Source organism: Acinetobacter sp. PFS20 (genome assembly GCF_052261015.1).
Classification (GTDB): domain Bacteria; phylum Pseudomonadota; class Gammaproteobacteria; order Pseudomonadales; family Moraxellaceae; genus Acinetobacter.
The window spans coordinates 2,125,615-2,151,683 of sequence record NZ_JBPVZE010000001.1; the positions used below are offsets into that span (position 1 = coordinate 2,125,615).

Below are 26,069 nucleotides of genomic sequence, written 5' to 3' on the forward strand. Positions count from 1 at the left end.
AGCGAACCAACATTGGCCCGCTGAGATTAAATCAAAAGTTATTAAAACTTTTTGGTGTAGTTTACAAACAAGCGGTCTTCACCAAAGTCATTGCCGTGTTTTACGTTGTAATCAATACGAATGTATTGCAGGGCAAAACCTTTTAAGAGCGGTTGTTGAAATGCATAGTTTAAAATCACATTCGATTCTGTTTCATGATTTTTCTCACCATTGGCTGCTTTAAAGTCATTTCCATAAACGTATTTCACCATCGCATTTAAGCCCGGAACGTAATCTTTAAAGTCATAGCCGTACATCACATGGTAAGACTTTTCATCTTCTTTAAAGAAACCTGTTGCGTTCCAGTTAATGAAATACGTCTCTGGTAAGAAACCATCTGGTAATGGATAAGCCGACTCACCCATAATTTGTTGGTATCCTAAACCGAAGGTATGATTTTTTACTTTGAGAGTTTCTAGCACCCCAATATTTTGTGCATCAATATCAAAAGTATTGCCATCATCTTTTGCATTGAAATATTTAAACTTAGACGTAAGAGCAAAGTTAGGTTGTTTCCAATTATGTTCAAGTCCAACATAGTGCTTGTTGTAGAGGTCTTCTAAATTACCAAAGTAATATTCGCCCTTGAGTGAAGGTGTAAATTGATAGCGCAGGTCAATATAATTTAAGCCATCAGATTCTTTAGTGATTCCATTTGCCGTAAATGAAAACTTTTTAAAGTCTTCTTCATTTCGTGGCGAGACTTTTTCAACTCGACCAATTTCAGCATAGAGCTGATCTGAAAGTTGCGACTTAAGATTGGTTCCCCAATAAGAGGCAAGCAATTGTCGGCTTGCATCCACAGCTGTTACGGGCAGGTCTAACCAGAGTTCACCGACACTTAAAAGTGTTTTGTCATAACCCAGTTTTAAAGTGGCGCCGTATTTTAAAAAGTCCGATGCCTGAGATTGTGTTTCCTTATTAAAAGGCAAAACTGTGTCAGCAACATGTTTGTCTGAACTCAAGCGCACGGCATATTGAACAGAAGCATCAGCACCAATGGTAATCGGCTTGTCTGCAATTTGCAGTGGAGTGTCATGCATTTTTGATTTATAAAATAATGATGCTGCTTGAGACCAGCTGCCCGTATCTTTGAGCGCATCATTATCAAAATTACGGTTGATATAAGCATTCTTTAGCGTGAACTTCCATTCATCTGCGCTTTGTTGAGCCGTATCTGCTGCCCATAAACTTGAGCTAGTCAAAAAACCTAATAATGTTGCTATTGCTAAATTACATGGTTTAAAGCGGTGTAATAATTCCATAATCCATTTCCAAAAAGATGCGCCAGTCCTCGGCGCATTTATATTTACTGCTGGGTAAGTGTGTTTTGATGGTTAAAAGTTGATGGCGTTTGTGCGGCAACAGAGGCTTTTAGATTGACCATAAATATTGCAAGTGCAGCAATCACACCCGGAATTGCAATCGCTAAGAAATTCATTTGGTGAGGAAGCTCAAGTGTAAGTAGGGCTCCTGTTAAAACTGGTCCAATAATTGCGCCGATACGGCCAATTCCAGATGCCCAGCCCATGCCAGTTGAACGAAGTGCTGTTGGATAGAACTGCGCAACAAAAGTGTAGAGTAAGATTTGTGAGCCAATTGTGGCAGCACCAGCAATCGCAATCAGGCTATATAAAATAAATTGTGGACTATTAATGCCCAGTAGAATTAAAGCTGCTGAACCCACAATAAACATAATGGTAATAACAGGTTTCAAATGGAATCTGTCCGCTAAAGCACCGCCACCAATTGCTCCGACCATGCCGCCAATATTGAGCGCGAAGAGGAATAACATGCTTGCACCTAATGAGTAGCCCGCTTGCAGCATGAGTTTAGGTAACCAGCTTCCTAAGGCATACACCATGAGTAAGCACATGAAGAAAGCAATCCAGAACATAAATGTGCTGAAGGTACGACCTTGCTGGAAAAGTGCACGGACAGGAGCATCTGTTGTTGTGATTTCGTTTAATACCAGTTGTGTATTGGCGTTTACCTGAGTTTGAGGCGCAATTTTACTCACAATACTTTTTGCCTGCTCGCTATGGTTCGATTTCACTAAAAAGGTGAGAGACTCTGGCAAAAATTTCCAAATGAGTGGGAGCAATAACAGGGGAATACCCGCAATTAAAAACATGATTTGCCAGCCCATATCTTTAACGAGCCATGCGCCGAGTAGAGCAGATGTCATGCCACCAATTGCGTAGCCACTAAACATAATTGCAACTAATGTACTGCGGATTTTTTTGGGTGCGTATTCGGTCATAAGCGCAACGACGTTTGGCATAACGCCACCAATTCCAAGACCTGCAATAAAGCGTAAAATAGCGAACTCAGTTGGTCCTTTGGCAAAGGCACCAATAAAGGTAAATCCACTAAATAAGGTGACACAAATCAGGATGGTTTTTTTACGCCCTAATTTGTCTGAAAGCGTGCCGAAAATCATGGCACCAAACATCATGCCGAATAGAGCAGCACTGGCGAGTAAACCAGCTTCTACCGCAGTTAATGACCATTGTTGCATTAACAGAGGAAGAGCAACCCCGTAAATAACTAAATCATATCCATCAAAAATAATAATAAGTAAGCACCAGATTAAAACTTTCCAATGAAAAGATGTGAAACTGGCTTTATCAATTAACTCATTAATATTAACCTTGCTCGTATCCATTTTCTTCACCTCCAATTTGTGAAGCATCACGTTATTTTTTAATAAACTATTTTGTTATTGGATTAGAGTCAAAAACCTAATTGATATATCTTTATGTCTTTAAGGTATTGTGTTTTTATTGGTTTAATTATTTGAAAAATATATATTTATATTTATTTTTTTAACTGTCTTTGTTATATCTTTAAAATAGGGTTAAATATTGTATTATGAGAATTTTAAGGATTTTATAGATATTTTTTTATAGATTTTATTGATGAGAATCACAGCTAAAAATATAGCTAAATTTATATTATGAGTTGAAGTAAAAAATATAAAAACAAAATACTAAAGTCTATTATTTAATTATTTTAGAAATTGATCTTAAAAATGAAATTTAATTTATATTCAATAAAAAATGCCAAATCAGACTTAGCAAATTATTTGTATTTTGATTTGGCGATTGAGGTTTGATTTTAGTGAGGGCGCTTAGATAAAAAACTTAATTTGTGGCTGGAGTTGAGCGTGGTGTAAGAATGAAATGGGCGATTACACCAATACAAATACCCCAAAAAACTGAGCTTAATCCAAGGAAATGCATGCCTGATGCTGTCGCTAAAAAGGTAATAAGTGCGGCATCACGTTGATTGTCATTTTTCATGGCAACAGAAATATTGGTGGCAATTGCTCCAAGCAAGGCTAAACCTGCTAGTGCTGCAACCAACTCTTTAGGAAGTAAGCTAAATAGCATGACAATACTGCCAGCAAATAAGCCTCCTAAAATATAAAAAATTCCGTTGGCAATTCCTGCGATATAGCGTTTTTCTTTAAGTTCATGTGCATCTTTGCCCATACATAAAGCAGCGGTAATTGAGGCAAGCACAATCGTAATACCGCCGACGCAAGCAACAGCTAAAGAGGCAATACTGGTGACAGTAATAATGGGTTTGGCTGGGGTGTCGTAACCGCTGAGTTTCATAATCGCCATACCCGGTAAAAATTGGCCGGTTAGGCTGACTAAAATGAGAGGAACAGCGAGGTTGAGCGTTGAATTCCATGTCCATTCTGGGCTAATCCACTGCGGAATGGCTAAACTAAAACTTACGTCAACCGGATTCATTTTGCCTAAAATGAGGCTTAATAAAACTCCGGCAGCTAACACCCAAATCATGGTGTAACGTGGCATTAAACGTTTGGCAATTAGAAAGACAATGAGCATGCTAAAGACAATAAAAGGCATGCTATCAGACGCGGTAAAGAGGCCAATACCAAATTGAAAAAGAATACCAGCCATCATGCCCGCAGCGACATCTTGCGGAATCCACTTCAGTAACTTGTCGAAGTAACCTGTAACGCCAATTAAAAAAATAACGATGGCAGAAGTAATATAGGCGGCTACCGCTTCATTCAACGAGACATTGGGAAATAGGGTAACTAATAGGGCAGTGCCTGGTGCAGACCATGCGGTTATGACAGGTGTTTTATATTTAATTGAAAGATAAATACCTGAAACGGCAGCACCAATTGAAATTCCCCAAATCCATGACACCATCATATCGGTGGACACATGGGCGCGCTGAGCAGCTTGGAAAAAAATAATCAGTGGGCCCGAGTAGGAAATTAAAACTGCAAGAAAGCCAGCAACTGTTGCTGATATAGACCAGTCATTTTTTAATGTCTTTAACAGGGTTGCCATGTGTGATTGCCTCCATGCAAATCATATTATTTACCCAATCATGTAAAAAGATCAGGGTTAACCCTGATCTCCACCTCCAACTGAAATAACCGAGCCAGTCATATATGATGCTTCGTCTGATGCAAGAAATAAAATTGCATTGACTTGTTCTTGAATTGTGCCATAACGGCCCATAAATGTTCGATCTATGGTTTGATCAACCACTTGCTGCATCCAGTCTTTTTCATTTTGACTTAACGGATTGGCATTTCGTGGCACTTTTCGAGGTGGTGCTTCGGTTCCGCCAGTCGCAACGGCATTGACTCGAATTCCGTCTTTAGCATGTTCAAAAGCAAGCGATGCTGTTAGAGCATTTACACCGCCCTTAGATGCAGAATAGGGAATACGATTAATACCACGGGTTGCAATTGAAGATACATTTACAATAACCCCCGATTGTTGCTTAATCATGGCAGGTAACACAGCGCGGCAACACCATAACGTTGGAAATAACGAGCGATTCACTTCCTTAATGATCTCTTCTTCAGAAAACTCTTCAAAAGGTTTCATCCAGATTGCGCCACCTACGTTATTAATCAGGATATCTACCCGACCATAGTGTTCAATGGCTTTTGCAACAACCGCTTGCGCACCTGTATAGGTTTCAAGGTCAGCATTAATCGTAACAGCATCACCGCCTGCACTCTGAATTTCTTTAAGAACTTCATCAACATATTCAGAGCGGTCAGCCATGATGACTTGTCCGCCTTCAGCTGCGATTTGTAAAGCTACGCCACGACCAATGCCTTGAGCACTACCCGTAACAATCACGACTTTATTAGTAAATCTTTGACGGTTTGACATAGATAGCTTCTCCACCTTGAGTTAGTTTGCAGAGAATTTTTCAAACAAGAAACTAGCAGGTTTGATATTTTCAGTTTCTAACCAGCCACGAACAGCTTCTACCATTGGCACCGGTCCACATAGATAAATATCGACATCGCCATCGTTTAACCATTCACTTTCAATATGACCAGTGACATAGCCTTTGCGTTCATGCTGACTTTCAGGACTTGCAACCACAGTTCGGTATTCGAACCACGGGAATTTCGCCTGCAATTCATTAAGTTTTTCTAGAGCAACCAAATCAAAGTCATTGGTGACACCAAAGACTAAACGAACAGGCTGTTCTGAACCTTTTTCTTCAAGCACTTGTAACATCGACATAAATGGGGCAATGCCGGTACCGCCTGCGAGCATCAGCACTGGGCGAGCTACATTACGTAAATAGAAGCTACCGAATGGACCAGTAAACGTCATTTTGTCGCCAGCTTGGGCATTCTTACTTAAAAACTCACTCATTTTGCCGTTCGGCACGTTACGGACCACAAAGCCCGTTAAGCGATTGCCCGGTTTTGAGCTAAATGAATATGAACGTGTTTCGCCAGTTTCAGGAATTGCAACATTCACATATTGACCTGCAAGGAAATGAATATCCGGTTGACCTTCATCAAGTTGGATATCAAATGTGATGGTTGAATCTGATAAGTTTTCAACGCGGGCTAATGTGCCTTGGAAGCTATGAATTGCAGTTTTGCAAACATCTGACGAGGCTTGAATCTGAAATACGGCGTCTGAAGTTGGGCGACATTGGCAAGCAAGAATATAGCCTTGCTCAGCTTCTTCAGGGGTTAACGCATCTTCAATATAGGTTTCTTCTGGCATGTCATAACTACCGGACTCGCAAAATGCGCGGCAAGTTCCACATGCTCCATCACGGCAATCCAAAGGAATATTAATTTTTTGGCGATAGGCTGCGTCAGATAAGGTTTCGCCCTGAGCTACGTTAATAAAACGTGTAACACCATCTTCAAATTGAAGTGCAACATTGTGGTTTGACATGGCATGTATCCTACAAAATATTTGAAACTTTTGCCCTCAGCCAACCATCCGTTTAACTGAGGGGGGTATGTCTTAAAGGTGGTAAATATCAATAACCTGATTGATGTAGTCATTTTTCAAAACGACATACTTGCTCAAGATTTTTGGTTGATCACCTGAAAAATCGATCACATAACGTGACATACCGAAATAGCTGTAATTTGTCTTGTAACGGAAACTCAAGGTATTCCAGTTAAAGCGAACAGTGACTTTGTCTCCGTCGCGCTCTACGACTTCAATGTTGGCAATATTGTGGCTTGTGCGTGTGTCTGGCATGGTTGCAGATGAGCGCTCGGTTTTAATACGGAACACGCGGTCTTCTAAACCTTGACGGTCTGGATAATAAATAAGTGAAATTTCAGATTGCGGATCTTCAGTTAATCTATCGTCGTCGTCCCAAGCTGGCATCCAGAAAGAAGCTTCGGGTGCATAGCATTCAATCCAATCTTCCCATTGTTCATCATCTAAAAAACGAGCTTCACGATAGAGAAACTGAGCAATATTTTCTAAAGTTGCTTTGTCTTGAGTGCTCATGCTGTTTCTCCCTGATCAGCAATTTCTTTCTCTGATGCAATCGCGTGTTTCATGGTGTGTAACCAATATTGATGTTGGGCAAGATAAAGACCTTCATCTTCAGTTTTGATACCACTTAACATTGGTTTTAAACCGATTTCATTCGCTGCATCGTCTGGTCCATAAATCCAATGTTTTGAACCACGGCACATGTCATTCCATTCAAGGGCAATACCGGCGTAGCCTGCCTGACAAGCACGGAATTCTTCTAAATCGTCTGGTGTTGCCATGCCTGAAGCATTAAAGAAATCTTCATATTGACGAATACGACGTGCACGAGCTTCAGGTGCTTCACCTTTAGGTGCGATACAGTAAATGGTAACTTCGGTTCTATTGACAGAAAGTGGGCGAAGTACACGAATTTGCGAACCGAACTGATCCATCAAATAAACGTTTGGATAGAGACACAGGTTACGTGAACGCTCAATCATCCATTTCGACATCGCTTCACCGTATTTTTCGGTGTATTCGTCTGCTTTCGGGAAGTTTGGACGGTCTTCGGGGTTTGCCCATTGTGTCCAAAGCAACATGTGGCCATTTTCAAAGCCATATGAACCACCGCCTTGTTTGCCCCAAGAACCTGCACTCATCGCACGGATGTTATCGGCAGCTTGAGTTTCTTTACGGTGTTGAGTTGTTGCAGCATAGTTCCAGTGCACAGCAGAAACGTGATAACCATCGGCACCATTTTCAGCGGTGAGTTTCCAGTTACCTTCGTATGTATAGGTAGATGAACCACGTAAAACTTCCAAACCATGTTCAGACTGGTCAACAATCATGTCGATGATTTTGGTAGTTTCACCCAAGAATTCCTCAAGTGAAGGAACGTCTGGATTCAAGCTACCAAATAAGAAACCTTTGTAGCTCTCAAAACGAGCCACTTTTTTAAGGTCGTGTGAGCCTTCTTGGTTAAAACAGTCAGAGTAACCAGCTTCACTTGGATCTTTAACTTTTAGAAGTTTACCTGAGTTGTTAAATGTCCAGCCGTGGAAAGGGCAGGTATATGTTGCTTTGTTACCACGCTTGTGACGGCAAAGTTGTGCTCCGCGGTGTGAACACGCATTGATCATGGCATTGAGTTCGCCGTTACGGTTGCGGGCAATAATGACCGGCTGACGACCAATGTGAGTGGTGTAGTAGTCATTATTATTTGGAATTTGGCTTTCGTGTGCTAAGTAAACCCAATTACCTTCGAAGATATATTTCATTTCGAGGTCAAATAGGGCTTCGTCAGTAAACACTGAGCGATGAAGTTTAAATTCACCTGTATCGATATTATCTACAAGTAATTCATCAATACGGTCAAGATGGCTAGTATTGATTACAGGAATACGTGGCATGTCCGTTCTCCGACTTTCCAAAAGTGTGGAAGTCACCAAGGCCTTAGCTACGATCTACAAGGTCTTGATATCCTAATATTGTCAATGAAGCGCGTGAGTGCGCTGGGTGTTTAACCGTGAATTGATGAAGATGAATAGCTTGAAGATTGGCAAGAGGGCTTTTTTCACAAAGCCATTCATCACTTCATCGGTTTGTTGCTTGTATATACCTTAAAAGAATGGTTAAACTGTGTCTAAGACTGAATTTGCATTTTTTTATATCTTAAAGGTATGGAAGCCTTATGGAACTAAGACATTTACGGTATTTTGTGGCTGTTGTTGAAGAGCAGAGCTTTACAAAAGCCGCGGAAAAACTATTTATTGCTCAACCACCTTTGAGTCGACAGATTCAAAATTTGGAAAGTGAGCTTGGAATTCAACTGTTTGAGCGCGGAAGCCGTCCTTTACAGACAACACCAGCCGGACATTTCTTTTATCAGCACGCCCTTAAACTTTTGTCGAATGCTGAAGAAATAAAAAGTATGACCAAACGTATTGGTCTGATTGAACGAAGTGTGACGATTGGTTTTGTCGGGTCTTTACTCTATGGTTTACTGCCGCGGATCATCTATTTATTTCGGCAACAGCAGCCTCATTTGAATATTCAATTGATGGAGTTAAGTACGACCGAGCAACTACAGGCATTAAAAGAAGGACGTATTGATGTTGGGTTTGGACGTTTAAGAATTAGTGATCCTGCGGTGAGACGTATTTTGCTACGTAAAGAACGCTTGGTGGTTGCTGCGCATACGAGTCATCCGATTGCTCAGCGTACAGAAGGGGTATATCTGGCCGATCTCATTGATGAAAAGATGTTTATGTATCCCACTTCGCCGAAACCTAATTTTTCGACCCAGCTTTTAAATATTTTTGCCGAGCACAGTTTGGTTCCAAAAAATATGCATGAAATACGGGAAATTCAGCTGGCTTTGGGCTTGGTGGCTGCGGGTGAAGGTTTGTGTATTATTCCTGCCAGTGCTGATACCATTCGCTTTCCTCATTTAAACTACATTCCGATTTTAGATAACGGCGCAGTCAGTCCGATTTTTATTACTGCTCGCGCAATGGATCGAAGTGAAGACTTACAGCTTTTGTTCGATTGTATTTATCAGGTTTACGATTTAGAGGGTATTCCATATAAACGTACCGTTTTTACACTCGATCAGAATCCGATAGATGATTCAGACGGTATCGACTTTTAAATAAAGCAGGGCATAGCCTCAAAGGTTGAAGCTAAGCGTTAAATGGTTCTAGAAAGCCCAAATCAGTTTTAGCCAGCTGGTATGGCCTTCGGGACGATATTCGACTTCGGTTTCTTTTAGAAATTTGGCTTCGATAGACCAGTTTTTATCGGCATATTGAATGCCTGGACCAATTGCAAAAACCTGTCCTTTAAACCCAATGTCACTTCCGTTTACTTTGTCATCTGTAGTTTGTTTAAACGCATAGCCTTCAACTGCAACTTTGAGTTTTGGGTTAATGCGGTAACCTAAGCTATAGTCACCCGCAATGTATTGTCCAGACTGGTAGTCGGTTGCATCGTTACGTGTATTCCAGCTATAAGACAGTTTAGTTGAAAGATCTAAGCCTGCCGCGTTGGCATAACTATAGGCAATAATCGGTCGAATGGTGTGATAGTTTTTCCCGAGATTGGCTTCAACTGGATGTGTCGTACTTGGAGTGTCGTATTCACCTGTTCCCAGCACGGTTTCTAGGGCTGCAAGCCAGTGATGATTTCCTTGATGCCAGCCGAGCATACCACCCAAAATCAAGTCTCCGAGTCCTTGGTTTGAGTCAGCCATTCCATTGACTTTAAGGCGTAGATCAACCAATGGTTGGGCTGCATAAAACCCGAGTTGTCCATCCATAATTTTTTGATCAGTCATCCAGACCAACCGCGGAACCACAGCGTTGACATCAACATGGAATTGGTCGGGACCATTTTGAAACTCTGATGCATGATAATTTTGATAATAACTAAGTAAGTAGACACCAGCAGGTGGTAGAGCACCCGCCATCATACCTTCTGCACCCAAAGCAAAAGAGTCTGAGCCATTTTCTGTAGCAAATGCAGATGGAACGTAAAGAGCAGTGATGAGTACACCACATATGATTGCAGAGATTTTGTTATTCATAGAATGTCCTATTCTGTGTTGTTTCGCTTGTCACTAAAAAAACGTTATTCCTTAACGATCTTTAAAAACTTGAGTCTGTTTAACCTCTAAATTTGAGATGCAGAACTCCTGTGAGCCTTGTATTTGCTTTCTAAATTACAAATACAAAGCTCATTTGAAAAAGCAGAGTGCTTAAAGGTTTATCTTCAAATATGTTTGAATAAAGCTGAACGTGACTGTCCAGTAGCACCATCGGCTGCACTTAAGAAACGTTCAGTATGAATGTCTCGTTCGAATAAGCGACTTTGCATGAGCGTTGAAATTGCCGAGTCAATCATGATTGGTGGGCCGCACAAATACGCTTTGTGTCCACCACATCGATTTTCAAAGTAATCGGCAACAGCCTCATGCACAAATCCGGTAAATCCAGTCCATTGGTCTTCTGCTTTTGGTGCATTCAGGGCAGGAATATAACGAAAGTTCGGATAGTCTTTTACGAGTTGTTCAAACAATTCTCGGTTGTATAGCTCTGCCAAGTCTCGTGCTCCTTGGAACAGGTAAATCGTGCGACTATCTCCAGACTCAAGCAAATCTAAAATCATCGATTGTGGACTTGAAAGACCTGACCCACCTGCAATAAAAATGGCATTTTGATCATCTGACTTGCGTACAAAAAATTGACCATAAGGGCCTGAAATATCAAGCGAATCACCTGGGGCAAGCTGTTCATGTACATAAGTCGTCGCTGCACCGCCTTCAACTTTACGAATATGCAGCTCAACAATGCCCACTTCACTTGGTGAATTGGCAATTGAAAATGCCCGTGTTCCTTCAATATCTGGAAATTGGACATTGATATATTGGCCAGCTTGGAACTCGATTGGGCGATCTAGTTGTAGACGAATACCTTTAATGGTTGGCGATAGATCTTTTATTTCAATTACGGTCGCTTGATAGTCTTGAACTAAATGACCTAAGAAATCTGGGTCTTCATCGACATCGGCTTCAATAACCATGTCGGACTGTGGTTTGCAGCAGCAGGCAAGCACCTTATTTTCATCGCGTTCGATATCCATGAGCGCAAATGGTGAAGCTTCACCAACATCGTAAAAACCATCGGTGACTTGAACCTTACATGTCCCGCAAGTGCCATGACCACAGGCAAAGGGCAACCAAACGCCTTGGCGTAGGGCAGCATCTAAAATGGTTTGGTCTTCTTCTACTTCAATCGTTGTTCCGATCGGTTCAATGGTGACTTGATAACTCATGACACACCTCCGAATTAAACGTAGCTGTCGTTATAGCCATTTAATTCTGGCGTAACGAAACGAAGTAATGACTTATGACCAAAACCAAGCTCTGCCAAGCTTTTAGTACTCTCTGGATTGATTGTTTGATCATCTAAGATGTATTGCACTTTTGACCAATCAATTTTGGCAAAATCTGGATGTTGGGCAAAACCACCTGTAATTTGTTGCTCAATCAACTGTCCAAAAGTCTGTTGAGGTGAGGCAAGCATGGCATGTGCCGAGCAAAAAAGTGTGTGATGATCCCAACCCACGTAAAGTAAGAATTGATCGCCATAATTTTTTTGCAGATCAAGCGGTTCAAATTGATAGTTGTTGTGTATCGCGCGAACAGTCATGTTCAATCTCCTTATTTCCTATCAGGCAGCTTGATCACTGCCTGAATAATTCCTTGTGCTTAAGCTGCGTTACCTTTCCATTTTTTCCAGCGCTGTTGGTCTGGTGAACCTTCAATATCCAGATTGTCGGCCCCGACATTCATGCGGTAATAATCGCGGAGCATGGTTTCGAGGTCACCGCCACCACAGTTGCCTTGCAAAATTTGATTTACAGGTAACCATGCTTGTATATATTTCTCAGGCTCGCGCTCGAAAATGTCATGACAGCCATCTGAACAGGTGTGGTAGCGTTCGCCTTGGTAAATGCTATGGCGATAACTAAACTGAGTCGGGTCATCACCCATTTCAGTAAAGGTCATTGGTATCTGACAAACCTGACAAAGCTGCGGTAAACCTGCGCTATAGAAGCGTTTACCTTCGGCTTCCATTTTGCGAGCCAACTCCCATTTTGGACGGTAGTATTTATCGAAAGTGTCTGGATATTTAGCCGATAACCAATCCATTTCTTCATCGGTTGGAATCCATGTATGGAAACCAGCAGCATGACCAAAGTTATAGAAAATCCACCATGCCTGATGTGAGACATGCTCTTTTTCTTTCACAATCACATCGCTATATTTCGGCATGCGAATGCCATAACGGCTTAAATCTTTAAATAGCGCACCGCCTGCTTGTTCAAAATAAACTTCCCACGCTTCTTTCCACGACATCACTTTGTTTGGCAGCATGTAATCCATCATCATGCCCACAATTGAAAGCAAACGCGTCCCACGCCAGAACCATTTATCAATCCATTCCTGCACAATCGGTACGTTGTCTTCATGTTGTTCGAGCAAAAATTTTACGATTTCAAGACCAAGCGTCATGTGGCGCGCTTCATCTGACTGTGCACTAAAACCAAAGGTTACGGTTGCCATATCGCCGTTATAAGCTGCACCCGACATAAACGGCACAAACAGCAAATTGGTAAGTACATATTCAAAAGCAAAACTAATCGCTAATAAAAACTCGAAAGGGCCAGCAGAACGGGCATCTTCAAAAAATGATTTAGGCACAGACAAATACCAAACGCGGTCATGCATGTGCGCCCAGTCCTGAAAACCATCAAAGAACTTGTTGTAATGACTCATGGCATGAATTTGAGTCTGTACATGACGCAGCTCATCAATCGACTGCATCTGAGAAGCAATACGTGCTCCAATACCACTAAATTGGCGACCTACATGTGCATAGCCTTGATAAGCCTGATATTCAAGTGGAGTCACCGCCGTTAAAAAGAGTTTGATGGCATTGAGGTAACGTTCATTGCTGACATTCATCTGACCATTGTTTTGAGCAAAAGCATCAAAAATGGCATAAAGTTTTTTCTCTTTTTCTGCCTGATATTTCCAGTAAGCATCCATGGTTAAACGGAATGGATCTTCCCATTTAGACCAGTCCGTAATTTTGATACCTTCAAACTCTTCATAAGGGAAGGCCTCTTTACGGTCAGCATAAGAAAAGTCCCAGTCCAGATCACGGGTTAAAGCGCGGTAACGATCTTTAGCATTTAATTTTTTGCTGGTTTCTTTCGTTTGAGTTGTCATGATTGATCATCCTTAAATCTTTGTTAAACAACGTCTATGTTGTGATTAATTCCAATGAAGGCGGAAGGTGTCGTCATCTTCTTCGACGTTGCCGCCCAGCGTAATCATGTTGAGTTGTAACGATTGGATGTCCCAATCTTGGCCTAGTTTTTCAGATACGGTTTCGGCTTTAATCACCAAATCAGTTTCACTTTCAATTCGGATCATGGCGGGTAAATATTGAATTGAAGCTTCAGGGTTATCTTCTTCGATCGCTTCGAGGATGTAGCGTGAAGTATCGTTGTCTTGTAATGCGAGATAGACTTTAGACATGTTGCTTCTCTTTAAGCATTTGTAAGTGGTTGTAGGCCGAGTTTTTTTGCGCGTTCAATTACAACTTGTTCTGCTTGGTCGACTGCATCTGTTGTTAAGGCAGTTGCTGCCCAAGGTGTAAAAGCTGCTTTTACTTGAGCTAAAGACTGGGTGAACCATTCATTTAATAGCTGTTTGTTATGATCGGATTCTGCTGTGGCAGTTTTTATGACAGTGTCTGACCACTTACGTAAATCACCTAAAGTGTCTTTCATAAACTCAGTCAGCATGGCTAAGTCGCGAGCATTTTGACTCACTAACCACTGATCAAACTGTTGATAGACAAGCTCTGTCACAAAACCATTAATCACAAGATTTTGTAACAAGAAAAGTTTGAAGTAGTCTTGCTCGGTGAGGCTTTCTTCACACAGACGGCGTAAGCCTTGCCATGCAGGATGCCGCATCCAAGCCTGTTTTGCCTGTTGTAATGAATCGCCGCTATTACCATCTAGAGCTAAGCCAATCCGTGAGATGTACTGCGCAATTCCTAAATGATCCATCGCGGCATAAATACAAGCTTGTGTAAGCACGGTGCCATAACCATAGGCACTGCCAGACATCATGTGTAAGTTTGCAGTTTGTTCAATATGCCGAAATGGTAGTAGGCACTCAATGACCTTGGTTTTGACTTCGTCAGACAAATGCTCTGCAAGCTGACGTTTTTCAAAAAAAGCAAAATTACTTTCGGCGGTGTCTTGTAAACGTGCACGGTGTTGAACATAAGTTCCATAATAGAATTGACGTGGATCTTTAAATGCATACCAATCTTGCATTTGCAGGGCAGTATGGGTTTTGTCATTTAAAGTCTTTTCAGGTTTCCACAAAGGACGATAGTGGAAGTTAGTTTCTGCCTGTACATCGAAACTTACTTCTTGATATCGAGTTGCTGGCTTACTACCAAATCGTCTTTCGATATAGGCGTAGTTTTGGCGGATAGGTTCGACATTTGACGTTTTGATTTCTAAAGTCATGGCTTTATCTCCTTATATTTTTTACATCTGATCATCGTGATCGTTGCTATTACGTTGCGTGCCGACTAAGGTTGCTTCAGTGCCATAGCGCCATTTTTCTTCCTGAGCATCATTAAAAGCTTGCTGCTCTTGGGTCATTTCAACCACTTGATTGGTCTTACAAAAATCATTAAATGCATGTTTAGGCAAAACCAGTTCCACAAATAGACTTGGGTCGTAAATGGCAAAATCGAATTCGATAAACTCTGCGTTTAAGTCGCCAGTCACCCGAATATATTTGGTTAGTGCTTCGACTTGAGGTTGCGTCATGCTGTACTCCATCAAGATATGGTCTTGAAATTGATGAATGCTCCTTGCTTTCACGATTAGCTTTACAAAAGCTATGCCAACTTTATTTTTATAATTAAAAACAATTGCTTAGTATTTTTATTAAAAGTGCAGCATTTTAAAAATTCACCATTTCATGAATTTTTTTGAATGGTGAAATAGAGATATTCATGATTTGATGAAAAAGGCCGTAAAAATTTATTTTTAGAATGTTTGAGCTTTTAAGAGGAGAGATTTAGACATACTTTTTTAGTATGAAGTTATGTCTTTAAGGTACTAGGACATTTATCTGGTTCTTCTATAAGATGAGATAACACCCAAATGTGTTTAATGGATTAAAACAGATCACTCATGGCTCGAGTAAAATACGATACAACGGGACGATACGCAGATCATCCGCAAGAAATTCACGATTTGCTGTCTAAACTGCACTTTGATACTGCCCACGGCCAAATCTGGTTTGATGAATATCGGATGCTGCTTTTACACACCAGCATTATGGGATATTTGCGTAAAGACTTAGCACACATGATTGGGCTTGAGCGGACTAAGCGTTTCTTTATTCGTTTAGGGTATCAAGCAGGGTTAAAAGATGCAGAAGTTACAACGAAAATGCGTCCCGATTTAAATGAACACGATGCTTTTATGGCAGGTCCACAAATGCATGCCATTCGTGGAATGGTTCAAGTACAGGCTAACCAACTCAATTTAAGCCACGATAAAAAACAGTTTTATGCCGATTTAAATTGGCTAAATTCTTTTGAAGCCGATGTGCATTTAGAGCATTTTGGCCCAAGTGATGAACCTGCATGCTGGATGCTTTTGGGTTATGCATGTGGATATAGCAGTTTTGCGACGGGTATGACCATTATTTATCAAGAAATAGAGTGTAAAGCTTGCGGCGATGAGCATTGTCGTATTATCGGAAAGCCTTTAGAAGAATGGGAAAATGCAGATGAGCTGATTCAGTTCATGTCACCCGAACCCATGGAAAAAGAATTGATAGCGTTGCAAGCTGAACTTTTTGAGCTCAAAAAATCAATTTATAGCGACAGCGAAGCCGATTACCAATTATTTAGTTCTGTGGGTAAGTCAGCATCTTATAAACAGGTCTGTGCATTATTAACCAAAGCAGCAGGTTCGAAAGTTTCGATTTTGCTACAAGGTGAAACAGGCGTTGGTAAAGAAGCTTTTGCACGAGGAGTTCATGCAAATAGCCAAAGAAAAGACCAACCTTTTATTGCGGTGAATTGTGCAGCGATTCCACCAGAGTTAATTGAGTCCGAATTATTCGGTGTAGAAAAAGGTGCTTATACGGGGGCACATCAATCTCGCTTGGGCAAGTTTGAACGGGCCAATGGCGGTACTATTTTTTTAGATGAAGTGATTGAGCTTTCTCCTCGTGCACAAGCAGCACTATTACGCATTTTGCAAGAAGGTGAATTTGAGCGAGTAGGAGACTCACAGACGCGTATATTAGATGTCCGTGTAATTACAGCAACCAATGAAGACCTTGAGCAGGCTGTGAAAACAGGACGCTTTCGGGCAGATTTGTATTATCGTTTAAATATTTTCCCAGTGCAAATTCCACCTTTGCGGGAGCGCCGTGAAGATATTCCTTTACTGGTTGAACACTTTCTTCATCGTTTTGAAAAAATGTACGGTAAAACCATTCAGGGTGTAAGTGAAAAAACCAAAGTTTTTATGCAGCAATATGAGTGGCCGGGCAATATTCGTGAGTTGGAAAACTTATTAGAAAGGGCGGTTTTATTAACGGACGATCAACAACTAATTAAGTTAAATGCCATTTTCCCACAGATTAAGCATGACCCAGAGCAGGCTATAGCGGTTGAAACTGACTTTGGGCAATTATTACAGGCAGAGTTTAATTTAGAACAACACGAGAAGCAGTTAATTTTAACGGCTTTAAAAAAGGCAAATCATAATGTGTCTGAAGCGGCACGTTTATTAGGGCTAACTCGGGCAGCACTGGATTATCGAATTAAAAAATTTCAGCTTTGAGTCGATATCAACAAGCTCAAAAATAAAGGCCTAACTTTAAACGTTAGGCCTTATTCATTATTGCACTTTCGCTGGGAAGCCATCTTCTTCAAGTGCTTCGGTAATTTTATCGACGCTTTCACTGCTTTCAACAGTCACGATTTTGGTCGCTAAGTCTACATCTACTTTTGCATTTGGGTCGATATCTTGAATCGTCGCAGTCACGCCACGAGCGCAGCCACCACAAGTCATATTTTCAATAAGTAGTTTCATGTTCATACTCCATCAAGAATGAGATGTTTGTTTGGATAACTAAGAGTCTAAACCTTGTCATGATTGTAAGGTCAATACTAAATTTTTAAAAAAATATGCTTGACCTTCCCATGATGGGAATCTGTATGCTCAATACAGAATATTAAATTTTGCAGATTTGCAGAGGTGTTTGATGGACTCAAAAAACACAAAATTGCCAGCATATAGTGAAACACTTCCAATCGAAGGCATGACCTGTGCCTCGTGTGTAGGTCGTGTCGAAAAAGCACTTAAGAAAGTTGAAAATGTAGAGATTGCTAACGTTAATTTGGCAACAGAAAAAGCGGTTGTTTATTCAAATCAACCGATTCAGCGCGAAGCACTGGTTAAAGCAGTTGAACGAGCAGGTTATGATGTTCCAAAAGCCGCACCAGTGGAGTTGTCTATTGAGGGCATGACCTGTGCATCTTGTGTTGCACGTGTTGAAAAAGCCCTTAAAAAAGTAGAAGGTGTTCAAGAAGCTACCGTCAACTTAGCAACAGAGCAGGCTTGGGTACAAGCAGATGCATCAGTCAATGTTGAAGACCTCATTCGCGCCGTTAAAAAAGCAGGTTACGACGCAAAAGCATCTGAAAAAAATCAAGATGAGCAACTCGACAAAAAAGCCTCAGAGTTAGATCAGCTTAAAAAAGATTTGATCATTTCGATTGTGTTGGCCTTACCTGTGTTTATTTTGGAAATGGGTTCACATCTCATTCCAGCTTTTCACATGTGGGTCATGCACACGATTGGTCAATACAATAGCTGGCTTTTACAGTTTGTTTTGACCACCTTAGTACTCGTTTTTCCTGGTCGCCGTTTTTACCAAAAAGGTATTCCGGTCTTATGGCGTTTAGCACCCGATATGAACTCGCTGGTTGCTGTTGGAACCTTAGCTGCCTATAGTTTTTCAGTTGTGGCAACCTTTATGCCACAGGTTTTACCCCAAGGCACGGTCAATGTTTACTTTGAAGCGGCTGCCGTTATTGTCAGTTTAATTTTGCTTGGACGATATTTTGAAGCCAAAGCCAAAGGAAGAACCTCACAAGCTATTCAACATTTAGTAGGAATGCAGCCCAAAACAGCTCGTATTCAGCGTGACGGTCAAGTGGTGGAAGTTGCTGTTGCCGAAGTGGTCAGTGGAACTATTGTAGAAATTCGCCCGGGTGAACGTGTGCCAGTCGATGGTGAAGTAGTCGAAGGACATAGCTACATTGATGAATCTATGATTACGGGCGAACCAGTTCCTGTTGAAAAAATAATGGGACAGCAGGTGGTGGGTGGTACGGTCAATCAAAACGGAACACTGAATATTCGGGCAACCGCAGTGGGTAGTTCGTCTGTGCTTTCACAAATTATTCGCATGGTTGAACAAGCCCAAGGTTCTAAACTTCCGATTCAGGGTTTGGTCGATAAAGTCACCATGTGGTTTGTACCGGCTGTTATGTTAATTGCTGCAATCACTTTCTTGGTTTGGTTTATTTGGGGACCAGAGCCTGCACTGACTTTTGGTTTGGTGAATGCTGTTGCGGTACTGATTATTGCTTGTCCTTGTGCGATGGGACTTGCAACACCAACTTCTATTATGGTCGGTACTGGACGTGGTGCTGAGTTAGGTGTCCTGTTCCGTAAAGGTGAAGCTTTGCAGCTTTTACAAGAAGCGAAGGTCGTTGCGGTTGATAAAACGGGCACACTTACCGAGGGTAAACCGACACTGACAGACTTTAATGTGCAAGCAGGTTTTGAACGTAAACAAGTGCTGACTTTAGTTGCTTCGGTCGAAGCCAAGTCTGAACACCCAATTGCTCTCGCGATTGTTCAAGCAGCAAAAAGCGAAGGCCTAAACTTATTACCCGTAACAGCATTTAAATCGATTACAGGTTCAGGTATTGAAGCTGAAGTTTCAGGTCAAAAAGTACAAATTGGCGCAGACCGTTATATGCATCAACTTGGTTTAGATACCAACTCATTCCAAGCGATTGCGGCTCAGTTGGGTGAAGAGGGCAAAACACCGCTTTATGTTGCCATTGACCAGCAACTTGCAGCAATTATTGCCGTAGCAGATCCAATTAAAGAAACAACCTATGCTGCGATTGATGCCTTGCATCAATTAGGTCTCAAGGTTGCCATGATTACAGGAGACAACCGTCATACGGCACAAGCCATTGCCAAGAAGCTAAAAATTGATGAAGTTGTGGCCGAGGTTTTACCCGAAGGCAAAGTCGATACAGTCCGCCAACTGCAAAAACAATATGGTCGCTTAGCTTTTGTAGGTGATGGCATTAATGACGCACCAGCCTTGGCACAAGCAGATGTCGGTTTAGCCATTGGAACGGGCACAGATGTTGCCATTGAAGCAGCCGATGTTGTGCTCATGTCAGGCAGTTTAAAAGGTGTACCAAACGCAATTGCGCTAAGTAAAGCCACTATGCGAAACATACGTCAAAACCTGTTCTGGGCATTTGTATATAATGTTGCTCTGATTCCAATTGCAGCAGGAGCGCTATATCCAGCATTTGGTGTATTACTTTCACCTATGTTTGCAGCAGGCGCGATGGCACTTTCTTCGGTTTTTGTCTTAGGCAATGCATTACGCTTAAAACGTTTTCATGCGCCAGTACAGTAAGGGTGCTGAAAATCAACTTTTGGTTTAAGATCATGACAGCAGGTCTTAAACCAAATTTAATATTTGAGGTGTGAGATGAATATCGGTCAGGCATCCAAACATTCGGGCATTTCGGCGAAAATGATTCGCTATTATGAAGAAATCGGTTTACTTGAAGCAGCTCAGCGTTCTGCTTCTGGCTATCGCATTTATTCAGAAACAGACCTTAAAACTTTAAACTTTTTAAAGCATGCTCGGGAGTTAGGTTTTTCATCTGAACAGATGAAAGAGCTTATTTCGCTTTGGAAAAATACAGACCGGCAGAGTGCAGAGGTGAAAGCCTTAACCGTAAAACACATTGCCGAATTAAAACAGAAAATTGCCCATCTCCAAGAAATGGTTAATATCTTGCAGGCTTCAGCCGATGATTGCTGCGGCAACCAGCAAGCTTCTTGTGCGATCTTAGATCACATTGAAAAAGGCGTGGGTGTAAGCTAAGTTTCATTAAAATAAAAAAGGGAAAATCATGGCTTATACAGCTTCTTGTCTTTGTAATGGGATTCAACTGCAAATTAATAGCGAATTAGAACCCATCATGATCTGTCATTGCACGCAGTGTCAAAAAGCCCAAGGTGCTGCTTTCGCTGCCATTACTCAAGTACAAAAAAGTGACTTAAATATTGTGCAGGGTGAAAACCTTTTACAGGCTTATTTTGCATCGCCTAATAAAAAGAGAGTGTTCTGTAAAACTTGTGGTTCACCGATCTGGAGTGAACGTCTAGATAAGCCTGAAGTAGTGCGTTTGAGGGTAGGGCTTATTAATGAAGAAATATCGATATCTGCCAGTTCTCATGCTTTTGTGTCTTCAAAAGTGAAATGGTATCCAATTTGCGATAGTGCTCGCCAATATCAAAATGGGGTAGAAAACCCTTAAATATTAAGGTTTGATCATGTTTTATTCATTTGTAAAAAAACGTGAACAAGACTAGCCATGAATAAATAATGTGCTATAACTGTACCTAAGGTAATCGTAATATCTCCTCGATCCACAGGGAAACTTGGGACAGGGTAAAAGATACGATAAGACCTTACATATAGCTAGCAAAGAGCATGTAAGAGATGGATAGACACAAATCTTAGATTGCTCACCGTTGCAGAAAAGCCCGTGAAACGGGCTTTTTTAATGCCTGTAAAAAAGCTATTTATTGGTTGACCAGAATATAAATAAAGTTTTTATGACGCCATTTTTTACCATTTGTTCTTAAGCAAATAAAAAGATGTAAAAATAATAAAAATTTTTAAACATACAGACTATTCTGTATTGCAATTTAATTTATTTATAGGTACATTTACTTAACGGTTTAAAGTTCAAGTTTAATAATGAACTCATGGTCGTTGTGGGAGATCTAAGAGCCTGCATTCTTCCCCAAGATGCGGGTTTTTTTTATGCCTATAGAAAAGTGATTATTAACTCGACTTAAATAAAAAACATATAATTTTCTGTTACTTATTATATTTTAATAAGCCTACGATCTAAAGATGCGTAGGCTTTACACGTTTAAAAATTTAGGCGCGATAGGCCAAACAAGCTTGAGCACACGCTAAACATGCTTTAGCACAGATCTGACAGTGCTCATGTTCATGTTTACTGCATTCCGCTGCACAAAGTTGACAGGCATTAGCGCACAATTGCATGGCTTGTTCAGCAAGCTCAGAATTTCTTAACTCTAAAGATGTACACAGTTGGCAGGTTTCTACACATGTCATGCAATGCTTAATACATTCTCGCATCATATGGACATGTTCCTCTTGCAAACATGCAGCTGCGCACGTTTTACAAGCGATCATACATTCAATACAGGCTTGAACTGAGGTGGAGGTATCACAAAATAAAGCTGAGTTTGTTTCTTGTTGAATTTCCATAAGAGTTCTCCTAGCGAAGACTATTATTAAAAAATGGAATATCGTTATATTTTCTATTTTAGAAGATCATTTTTAAGGCATGGGTGTTTGATATGAAAGGTCTACAAATCGCTAATACATGATTAACCTCGTAGTAGAATGTTACATCCAGTTTTTAGCTTAAACGCTAGTAATTTTTGATATTGATAGGGGATTTAAATTTAAGGATTGTGTTAAATTTAATTGCATATAATACTTTTGGCTAATTTCTTATTGTGTGAATATTAGGCAAATTAGGAATGTGAACTTTGAAGGACACGAAATGGAAAACGTTAATCAATACGCTCACGGAGCTGAGCATGAAGTCCACATCCATTGCAAACGATCATTGAGCACATTAATACTGAGTATGTTCGTATTAATTACAACTGGTCGTTAAAAGAAAAAGCACCCAAGGGTGCTTTTTCTATATGCGTACTATAAAGATAAGTTTTAAGAGTCTATAAAGCCACGACGTTTTTTGTAGGCTTTACGGTCATAAGAAGGGATATTTGATTGCTGGAGATCAATCGCCAGTTGTTTCTTGCGTTGAAACTGAACTTCATTAAGAAGAGCAGCATAAATTTTGGGTCGGTCAGTTTTAAACTTATCTACATCCAATGGAATCTTATCTTCATTCTTGACAATGTATAGAACAGAGCCATTGCCATTTGTTTCATACACCGTCCAACCAAGCCGTACAGCATAGAGTCCGGTTTTCTGATTTTTACCTAAATAAGATTTAAAACCATCTGGATGAGGGCGAACATAAGCATTCATCATGCATCCTCCATCATCTGATTTATGTGATGAAAGCGGCGATCAATGAATTGATGGGGAGCAAGACATCATATTCAGTAAAATCACGATTTCTAGTTGTTTATATATTGTTCAATTTTCAAATTTCAAGTGAGGCGGGAAACTGTTATTTCTTGAGTTATATAAGCTCAAAAATAGTAAAAAAAGCTTATTTTTTGAGGAACAAATTTTCAAGTTAATTTCTTGTGAGCAAGAAAGAATAGCTCACTATTCTGTATTTGTGTGATCGGTTTTGCATATTTAAAAATGATAAAATCCTAAGTGAATTCAAGGTCAGTTTGATTTAATTGTTTGTTTTAAAAATAAATAATTAAGTTTTAATATTTCTTGTTACAACCATTTTGTCGACAATAGATGCACCTTTTTGACATATTTCGCCTAGCATAATTAAAGAGTTCGTTGCCTATGGTGTCATTTATGTTCATTGGACTTGTGGTCACCATTTTGTTGACTCCAGGCCCAACAAATACATTGTTAGCCTCTGCTGGAATACAGGCAGGAGTGAAGCAGTCTCTTAAACTTATTCCTGCTGAAGTGATGGGTTATCTCATTGCAATTACTTCATGGGGTATTTTACTTGAGTCCGTTTCACATTTTATTCCGTGGCTTCCACCTGTATTAAAGTTAATAAGTGCAACTTTTATTCTCTACCTTGCATTTAAACTTTGGACAACATCGACAAACGACATCAAATTAGACAATCCACTGATTACGCCTAAGGCTTTATTTGTCGCGACACTTTTAAATCCTAAAGCTTTACTCTTTGCTTCTGCTATTTTTCCACATGCAGCATGGGAAGTGTTTCACGTATATTTTATTCATATTGCTGTTTTTTTATCATTAATTACACCCATTGCTTTTTTATGGATTGCTTTTGGAACCGTATTAATTTCAAACAAAGTAACTTGGTTAAACCAACGTAATTTACAACGTACGGCTGCATTTATTTTAACTTTTTTTGCTATGCCAATCGGCTATTCAGCGATTAGCTCATTTTAAACTTAACTCGTTATTTATATTAAAAAATTTAATTTTCAGGAGATTTTTATGAAAAGATTAAAAGTAATTATTAAGGATCAGTTTAACCAAGAAACGATTGCTTTGGCAAAAGTTCGACCTATGAATGACCATGCCCTTGAACTTCACAAAAGCGTTGAACATATTGAAATTGACGATGATATTATTTTGCCGAACATGGATTTACTTTATGAGAACCCTAAAGACGGCAAAATTTATCAATTGATTGGAGCATTCAGCGAGGAATAGCTTTTAGCTAAGAAGCGCTGAAAATAGAGCCAAACTACGTAATAGACACAATTAAAATATTGAAGATGCCCAATACTTATGGGACTATGCTTTTGCAAAAAATGTGACCTAATCCACATTTTTTGCATTTCAGGACTAAGTGGTTTTCACTAAGCCCATTCCTTCAATGAGAAGTAGGAATGGGCTTTTTTTATTGCCCATTATTCTTTAAATGTTTCATCTAAAGCTTGTTGAACAGCTTCTATACGTGATTTACACGCTTTATAAGCAGTAATCGATTCTTCAACAATCTTCATTAAATTATCAATATCTGGACTTTCTTGAGATTCAAGTAGTTCGGCATTTTTTTTCAAAATGTCGTGGCCGTCTTTAAACGTTAACTCTTCATTGTTCATTTGGAATTACCTGTGTAATGTTGGCTTCAATCACACCATCTTGCATTTCAATGGCAATGGCAGGGTTTGAAATTTCATGTATAGACCGAATCGCTTTTCCTTCGGATCTGACAATTGCATAGCCTTTGGCTTGAACTTGTTTGGGGTTTTGTAAAAGGATTTCTTTCATTAATGATTCGATTTGAGTTAATGAAAATTTAACCTGTTGTTGTGAACTAAACTGAATACGCTCTTTCATTTGGTCAAGCAGGCGATGTGCCGAGTTAAGTTGACCTTGGGCCGAAGATTTAATCTGATGAAGTAGCTGATCATTCTTACTTTGATACGTTGTGATTTGATGCTGCGAAAGAAGCTTAATGGTTTGCAGACTATCAACGGCTTCTTGTACGCGTTCAACAATATGGTTACGGATGCCAGCAATCACTTTACTTGGCGTGTCGAATGAACGATGGGCAATTTCATCAAGAATGGTTCGGTCTTTTTCATGACCAATACCAACCCAAATCGGTACAGTACGTTTGCAGAGCAGGGCTGCAAGTTCATAATCATTTAAATAAGCCAAATCATTCACAGATCCGCCACCGCGAATAATTACAATAAGATCTGGTGGAAATTTAAATGTGCTGGCCCATTGTCTTAAACCTGAACCTAAAGACTCAATCAAACTAGTTGCAGCGGTGTTCCCTTGAAAAGTAGCGGTGTGATACACAAAATGGCAAACACCATTTCTCTCTAGAGCATCGGCATCTTTTTTAAAGTCACCTAGGCCCGCAGCATTTTGAGGAGCAATGACTAAAACATTTTGAATGTCAAAAGGAGTAGGCAGGAGTTTGTTTTTGTGAATTAACCCTTCTTGTGTGAGGCGTTCAATAATTTGCAGATAACGTTTAGCAATTTCACCTAAGGTAAAGCTTGAGTCAATCTCTTCAATATTGACCGAAAATCCATATTGAGGATCAAAACGTGCTCTAATTTTGATGAGCACATTTAAGTCGCTTGAAATCTCAATGCCAGTTTCGCGTTCAAACTTTAAAACAATTTTACTGGCTGAAAATTTCCAGATCGTAGCTTTACAACTGGCAATAACTTTATCAGTCTCTGCATCTTTTTCTGCAAGCTCTAAATAGTAATGGCCGCCTTTAATATTTAAATTTCGAATCTCTGCTTTTACCCAGACTGGCTCATCAAAAGCCAAACGTATGACTTCCTGAACTGTGCCGAGATATTCACTAAGGGAAAACTGAGGTTCAGACATACAAACTAAACATTAAAGGACTAACCTAGATAGTATAAAAGCCATCCAACCAAGGCAATTGCTGTCTATGAATATCGGGTTCTATTTAAAATAAATACAACAATTTAAAGAATTAACAATTGGAAATTGATAGGGTTATTTAGACCGAAAGGTTAAAAATGAAAAATTAATAAAAAGATAATTCTTAATAATTACAACCGATTAAAAAATAAAGTTTGCTTTATGAAATATATGAGCGTATAAAGCTTACT

General features: G+C 40.1%; 26 protein-coding genes and 1 pseudogene. 8 read left to right on the forward strand and 19 right to left on the reverse strand.

Annotation, left to right across the window (positions count from 1 at the left end; all coding sequences use genetic code 11):
• Positions 1-41: 41 nt before the first annotated feature.
• From ACS125_RS09965 to benA, 7 genes are all read right to left on the reverse strand, one after another.
• Complete coding sequence (locus tag ACS125_RS09965) at positions 42-1,304, reverse strand: OprD family outer membrane porin (protein ID WP_443271847.1); 1,263 nt, start codon at positions 1,302-1,304, stop codon at positions 42-44.
• Positions 1,305-1,348: 44 nt separating this feature from the next.
• The gene (locus ACS125_RS09970; protein WP_443271849.1) at positions 1,349-2,707 is read right to left on the reverse strand and encodes an aromatic acid/H+ symport family MFS transporter; all 1,359 of its coding nucleotides are present in this window, start codon (positions 2,705-2,707) and stop codon (positions 1,349-1,351) included.
• Positions 2,708-3,185: 478 nt separating this feature from the next.
• The gene (benE, locus tag ACS125_RS09975; RefSeq protein ID WP_039757484.1) at positions 3,186-4,379 is read right to left on the reverse strand and encodes a benzoate/H(+) symporter BenE; all 1,194 of its coding nucleotides are present in this window, start codon (positions 4,377-4,379) and stop codon (positions 3,186-3,188) included.
• A 57-nt stretch (positions 4,380-4,436) separates the two neighbouring features.
• A complete protein-coding gene (locus ACS125_RS09980; protein ID WP_151963574.1) occupies positions 4,437-5,222 on the reverse strand; it encodes a 1,6-dihydroxycyclohexa-2,4-diene-1-carboxylate dehydrogenase in 786 nt (261 codons plus the stop codon).
• A gap of 21 nt (positions 5,223-5,243) precedes the next feature.
• Positions 5,244-6,260: a benzoate 1,2-dioxygenase electron transfer component BenC gene (gene benC / locus ACS125_RS09985; protein WP_443271851.1), complete on the reverse strand. Its 1,017-nt coding sequence runs from the start codon at positions 6,258-6,260 to the stop codon at positions 5,244-5,246.
• A 72-nt stretch (positions 6,261-6,332) separates the two neighbouring features.
• Positions 6,333-6,833, reverse strand: a complete 501-nt coding sequence (gene benB / locus ACS125_RS09990; RefSeq protein WP_443271853.1) for a benzoate 1,2-dioxygenase small subunit — start codon at positions 6,831-6,833, stop codon at positions 6,333-6,335.
• A complete protein-coding gene (gene benA, locus ACS125_RS09995; protein WP_004793610.1) occupies positions 6,830-8,212 on the reverse strand; it encodes a benzoate 1,2-dioxygenase large subunit in 1,383 nt (460 codons plus the stop codon). Before benA ends, benB begins: the two co-directional genes overlap by 4 nt.
• Before the next feature lie 106 nt (positions 8,213-8,318).
• Between benA and ACS125_RS10000 the strand changes: the two are divergent.
• Both ACS125_RS10000 and ACS125_RS10005 read left to right on the forward strand, forming a co-directional pair.
• Positions 8,319-8,449, forward strand: a pseudogene (locus ACS125_RS10000) (hypothetical protein).
• Between the two features lie 44 nt (positions 8,450-8,493).
• Positions 8,494-9,453: a LysR family transcriptional regulator gene (locus ACS125_RS10005; RefSeq protein ID WP_004702719.1), complete on the forward strand. Its 960-nt coding sequence runs from the start codon at positions 8,494-8,496 to the stop codon at positions 9,451-9,453.
• A gap of 48 nt (positions 9,454-9,501) precedes the next feature.
• On the opposite strand, the gene ACS125_RS10010 is transcribed toward ACS125_RS10005, so the two are convergent.
• The 7 genes from ACS125_RS10010 to ACS125_RS10040 all read right to left on the reverse strand — a co-directional run bounded on the left by ACS125_RS10010 (position 9,502) and on the right by ACS125_RS10040 (position 15,227).
• Positions 9,502-10,386, reverse strand: a complete 885-nt coding sequence (locus tag ACS125_RS10010; protein ID WP_443271856.1) for a SphA family protein — start codon at positions 10,384-10,386, stop codon at positions 9,502-9,504.
• Between the two features lie 185 nt (positions 10,387-10,571).
• Positions 10,572-11,633, reverse strand: coding sequence for an NADH:ubiquinone reductase (Na(+)-transporting) subunit F (locus ACS125_RS10015; RefSeq protein WP_151963578.1), 1,062 nt, complete (start codon positions 11,631-11,633; stop codon positions 10,572-10,574).
• A gap of 14 nt (positions 11,634-11,647) precedes the next feature.
• Positions 11,648-12,010, reverse strand: coding sequence for a phenol hydroxylase subunit P4 (locus ACS125_RS10020; protein WP_151963579.1), 363 nt, complete (start codon positions 12,008-12,010; stop codon positions 11,648-11,650).
• A gap of 59 nt (positions 12,011-12,069) precedes the next feature.
• Entirely contained in the window at positions 12,070-13,596 is a 1,527-nt protein-coding gene (locus ACS125_RS10025) for an aromatic/alkene/methane monooxygenase hydroxylase/oxygenase subunit alpha (protein ID WP_004702709.1), read from the reverse strand.
• A gap of 45 nt (positions 13,597-13,641) precedes the next feature.
• Positions 13,642-13,908, reverse strand: a complete 267-nt coding sequence (locus ACS125_RS10030) for an MmoB/DmpM family protein (RefSeq protein WP_000049450.1) — start codon at positions 13,906-13,908, stop codon at positions 13,642-13,644.
• Positions 13,909-13,919: 11 nt separating this feature from the next.
• Entirely contained in the window at positions 13,920-14,918 is a 999-nt protein-coding gene (locus ACS125_RS10035) for an aromatic/alkene monooxygenase hydroxylase subunit beta (RefSeq protein ID WP_443271859.1), read from the reverse strand.
• 21 nt (positions 14,919-14,939) lie between these two features.
• The gene (locus tag ACS125_RS10040) at positions 14,940-15,227 is read right to left on the reverse strand and encodes a phenol hydroxylase subunit (RefSeq protein WP_032048352.1); all 288 of its coding nucleotides are present in this window, start codon (positions 15,225-15,227) and stop codon (positions 14,940-14,942) included.
• 369 nt (positions 15,228-15,596) lie between these two features.
• Between ACS125_RS10040 and mobR the strand changes: the two genes are divergently transcribed.
• Positions 15,597-17,267, forward strand: a complete 1,671-nt coding sequence (mobR, locus tag ACS125_RS10045; protein ID WP_443271862.1) for a phenol degradation transcriptional regulator MobR — start codon at positions 15,597-15,599, stop codon at positions 17,265-17,267.
• A 57-nt stretch (positions 17,268-17,324) separates the two neighbouring features.
• Here mobR and ACS125_RS10050 read toward each other — a convergent pair whose 3' ends face one another.
• Positions 17,325-17,525: a heavy-metal-associated domain-containing protein gene (locus tag ACS125_RS10050; RefSeq protein WP_077164555.1), complete on the reverse strand. Its 201-nt coding sequence runs from the start codon at positions 17,523-17,525 to the stop codon at positions 17,325-17,327.
• A 166-nt stretch (positions 17,526-17,691) separates the two neighbouring features.
• Here ACS125_RS10050 and ACS125_RS10055 point away from each other — a divergent pair, with 166 nt between their 5' ends.
• From ACS125_RS10055 to ACS125_RS10065, 3 genes are all read left to right on the forward strand, one after another.
• Positions 17,692-20,163 (forward strand): heavy metal translocating P-type ATPase, encoded by a 2,472-nt coding sequence (locus ACS125_RS10055; protein WP_443271865.1) that lies wholly within the window; start codon positions 17,692-17,694, stop codon positions 20,161-20,163.
• 75 nt (positions 20,164-20,238) lie between these two features.
• Positions 20,239-20,640: a Cu(I)-responsive transcriptional regulator gene (gene cueR / locus ACS125_RS10060; RefSeq protein ID WP_004642046.1), complete on the forward strand. Its 402-nt coding sequence runs from the start codon at positions 20,239-20,241 to the stop codon at positions 20,638-20,640.
• Positions 20,641-20,668: 28 nt separating this feature from the next.
• Positions 20,669-21,076: a GFA family protein gene (locus tag ACS125_RS10065; protein WP_443271867.1), complete on the forward strand. Its 408-nt coding sequence runs from the start codon at positions 20,669-20,671 to the stop codon at positions 21,074-21,076.
• Between the two features lie 632 nt (positions 21,077-21,708).
• Here the strand turns inward: ACS125_RS10065 and ACS125_RS10070 are convergent.
• On the reverse strand, positions 21,709-22,065 hold the full coding sequence (locus tag ACS125_RS10070; RefSeq protein WP_005303648.1) for a four-helix bundle copper-binding protein: 357 nt from the start codon (positions 22,063-22,065) through the stop codon (positions 21,709-21,711).
• 471 nt (positions 22,066-22,536) lie between these two features.
• Positions 22,537-22,866: a hypothetical protein gene (locus ACS125_RS10075; protein ID WP_004793585.1), complete on the reverse strand. Its 330-nt coding sequence runs from the start codon at positions 22,864-22,866 to the stop codon at positions 22,537-22,539.
• 441 nt (positions 22,867-23,307) lie between these two features.
• On the opposite strand from ACS125_RS10075, the gene ACS125_RS10080 reads away from it, so the two are divergent.
• Positions 23,308-23,901, forward strand: coding sequence for a LysE family translocator (locus tag ACS125_RS10080; protein WP_004793584.1), 594 nt, complete (start codon positions 23,308-23,310; stop codon positions 23,899-23,901).
• Between the two features lie 48 nt (positions 23,902-23,949).
• A complete protein-coding gene (locus ACS125_RS10085; RefSeq protein ID WP_004793583.1) occupies positions 23,950-24,168 on the forward strand; it encodes a hypothetical protein in 219 nt (72 codons plus the stop codon).
• 200 nt (positions 24,169-24,368) lie between these two features.
• On the opposite strand, the gene xseB is transcribed toward ACS125_RS10085, so the two are convergent.
• Entirely contained in the window at positions 24,369-24,563 is a 195-nt protein-coding gene (gene xseB / locus ACS125_RS10090) for an exodeoxyribonuclease VII small subunit (protein WP_004793582.1), read from the reverse strand.
• Complete coding sequence (xseA, locus tag ACS125_RS10095) at positions 24,553-25,818, reverse strand: exodeoxyribonuclease VII large subunit (protein ID WP_443271871.1); 1,266 nt, start codon at positions 25,816-25,818, stop codon at positions 24,553-24,555. Before xseA ends, xseB begins: the two co-directional genes overlap by 11 nt.
• Positions 25,819-26,069: the final 251 nt, after the last annotated feature.

What these genes read in the sequence shown, in the direction of transcription:
- ACS125_RS10055 (WP_443271865.1), top strand. Translation starts at nt 17,692, where the DNA reads ATGGACTCAAAAAACACAAAATTGCCAGCATATAGTGAAACACTTCCA.
- cueR (WP_004642046.1), top strand. Translation starts at nt 20,239, where the DNA reads ATGAATATCGGTCAGGCATCCAAACATTCGGGCATTTCGGCGAAAATG.
- xseB (WP_004793582.1), bottom strand. Translation starts at nt 24,563, where the DNA reads ATGAACAATGAAGAGTTAACGTTTAAAGACGGCCACGACATTTTGAAA.
- mobR (WP_443271862.1), top strand. Translation starts at nt 15,597, where the DNA reads ATGGCTCGAGTAAAATACGATACAACGGGACGATACGCAGATCATCCG.
- ACS125_RS10010 (WP_443271856.1), bottom strand. Translation starts at nt 10,386, where the DNA reads ATGAATAACAAAATCTCTGCAATCATATGTGGTGTACTCATCACTGCT.
- ACS125_RS09980 (WP_151963574.1), bottom strand. Translation starts at nt 5,222, where the DNA reads ATGTCAAACCGTCAAAGATTTACTAATAAAGTCGTGATTGTTACGGGT.
- ACS125_RS10030 (WP_000049450.1), bottom strand. Translation starts at nt 13,908, where the DNA reads ATGTCTAAAGTCTATCTCGCATTACAAGACAACGATACTTCACGCTAC.
- ACS125_RS10080 (WP_004793584.1), top strand. Translation starts at nt 23,308, where the DNA reads ATGGTGTCATTTATGTTCATTGGACTTGTGGTCACCATTTTGTTGACT.
- ACS125_RS10070 (WP_005303648.1), bottom strand. Translation starts at nt 22,065, where the DNA reads ATGGAAATTCAACAAGAAACAAACTCAGCTTTATTTTGTGATACCTCC.
- ACS125_RS10025 (WP_004702709.1), bottom strand. Translation starts at nt 13,596, where the DNA reads ATGACAACTCAAACGAAAGAAACCAGCAAAAAATTAAATGCTAAAGAT.
- ACS125_RS10065 (WP_443271867.1), top strand. Translation starts at nt 20,669, where the DNA reads ATGGCTTATACAGCTTCTTGTCTTTGTAATGGGATTCAACTGCAAATT.
- ACS125_RS10040 (WP_032048352.1), bottom strand. Translation starts at nt 15,227, where the DNA reads ATGACGCAACCTCAAGTCGAAGCACTAACCAAATATATTCGGGTGACT.
- xseA (WP_443271871.1), bottom strand. Translation starts at nt 25,818, where the DNA reads ATGTCTGAACCTCAGTTTTCCCTTAGTGAATATCTCGGCACAGTTCAG.
- benA (WP_004793610.1), bottom strand. Translation starts at nt 8,212, where the DNA reads ATGCCACGTATTCCTGTAATCAATACTAGCCATCTTGACCGTATTGAT.
- ACS125_RS10050 (WP_077164555.1), bottom strand. Translation starts at nt 17,525, where the DNA reads ATGAACATGAAACTACTTATTGAAAATATGACTTGTGGTGGCTGCGCT.
- ACS125_RS09970 (WP_443271849.1), bottom strand. Translation starts at nt 2,707, where the DNA reads ATGGATACGAGCAAGGTTAATATTAATGAGTTAATTGATAAAGCCAGT.
- benB (WP_443271853.1), bottom strand. Translation starts at nt 6,833, where the DNA reads ATGAGCACTCAAGACAAAGCAACTTTAGAAAATATTGCTCAGTTTCTC.
- benC (WP_443271851.1), bottom strand. Translation starts at nt 6,260, where the DNA reads ATGTCAAACCACAATGTTGCACTTCAATTTGAAGATGGTGTTACACGT.
- ACS125_RS10015 (WP_151963578.1), bottom strand. Translation starts at nt 11,633, where the DNA reads ATGAGTTATCAAGTCACCATTGAACCGATCGGAACAACGATTGAAGTA.
- ACS125_RS10005 (WP_004702719.1), top strand. Translation starts at nt 8,494, where the DNA reads ATGGAACTAAGACATTTACGGTATTTTGTGGCTGTTGTTGAAGAGCAG.
- ACS125_RS10075 (WP_004793585.1), bottom strand. Translation starts at nt 22,866, where the DNA reads ATGATGAATGCTTATGTTCGCCCTCATCCAGATGGTTTTAAATCTTAT.
- benE (WP_039757484.1), bottom strand. Translation starts at nt 4,379, where the DNA reads ATGGCAACCCTGTTAAAGACATTAAAAAATGACTGGTCTATATCAGCA.
- ACS125_RS10085 (WP_004793583.1), top strand. Translation starts at nt 23,950, where the DNA reads ATGAAAAGATTAAAAGTAATTATTAAGGATCAGTTTAACCAAGAAACG.
- ACS125_RS10035 (WP_443271859.1), bottom strand. Translation starts at nt 14,918, where the DNA reads ATGACTTTAGAAATCAAAACGTCAAATGTCGAACCTATCCGCCAAAAC.
- ACS125_RS10020 (WP_151963579.1), bottom strand. Translation starts at nt 12,010, where the DNA reads ATGACTGTTCGCGCGATACACAACAACTATCAATTTGAACCGCTTGAT.
- ACS125_RS09965 (WP_443271847.1), bottom strand. Translation starts at nt 1,304, where the DNA reads ATGGAATTATTACACCGCTTTAAACCATGTAATTTAGCAATAGCAACA.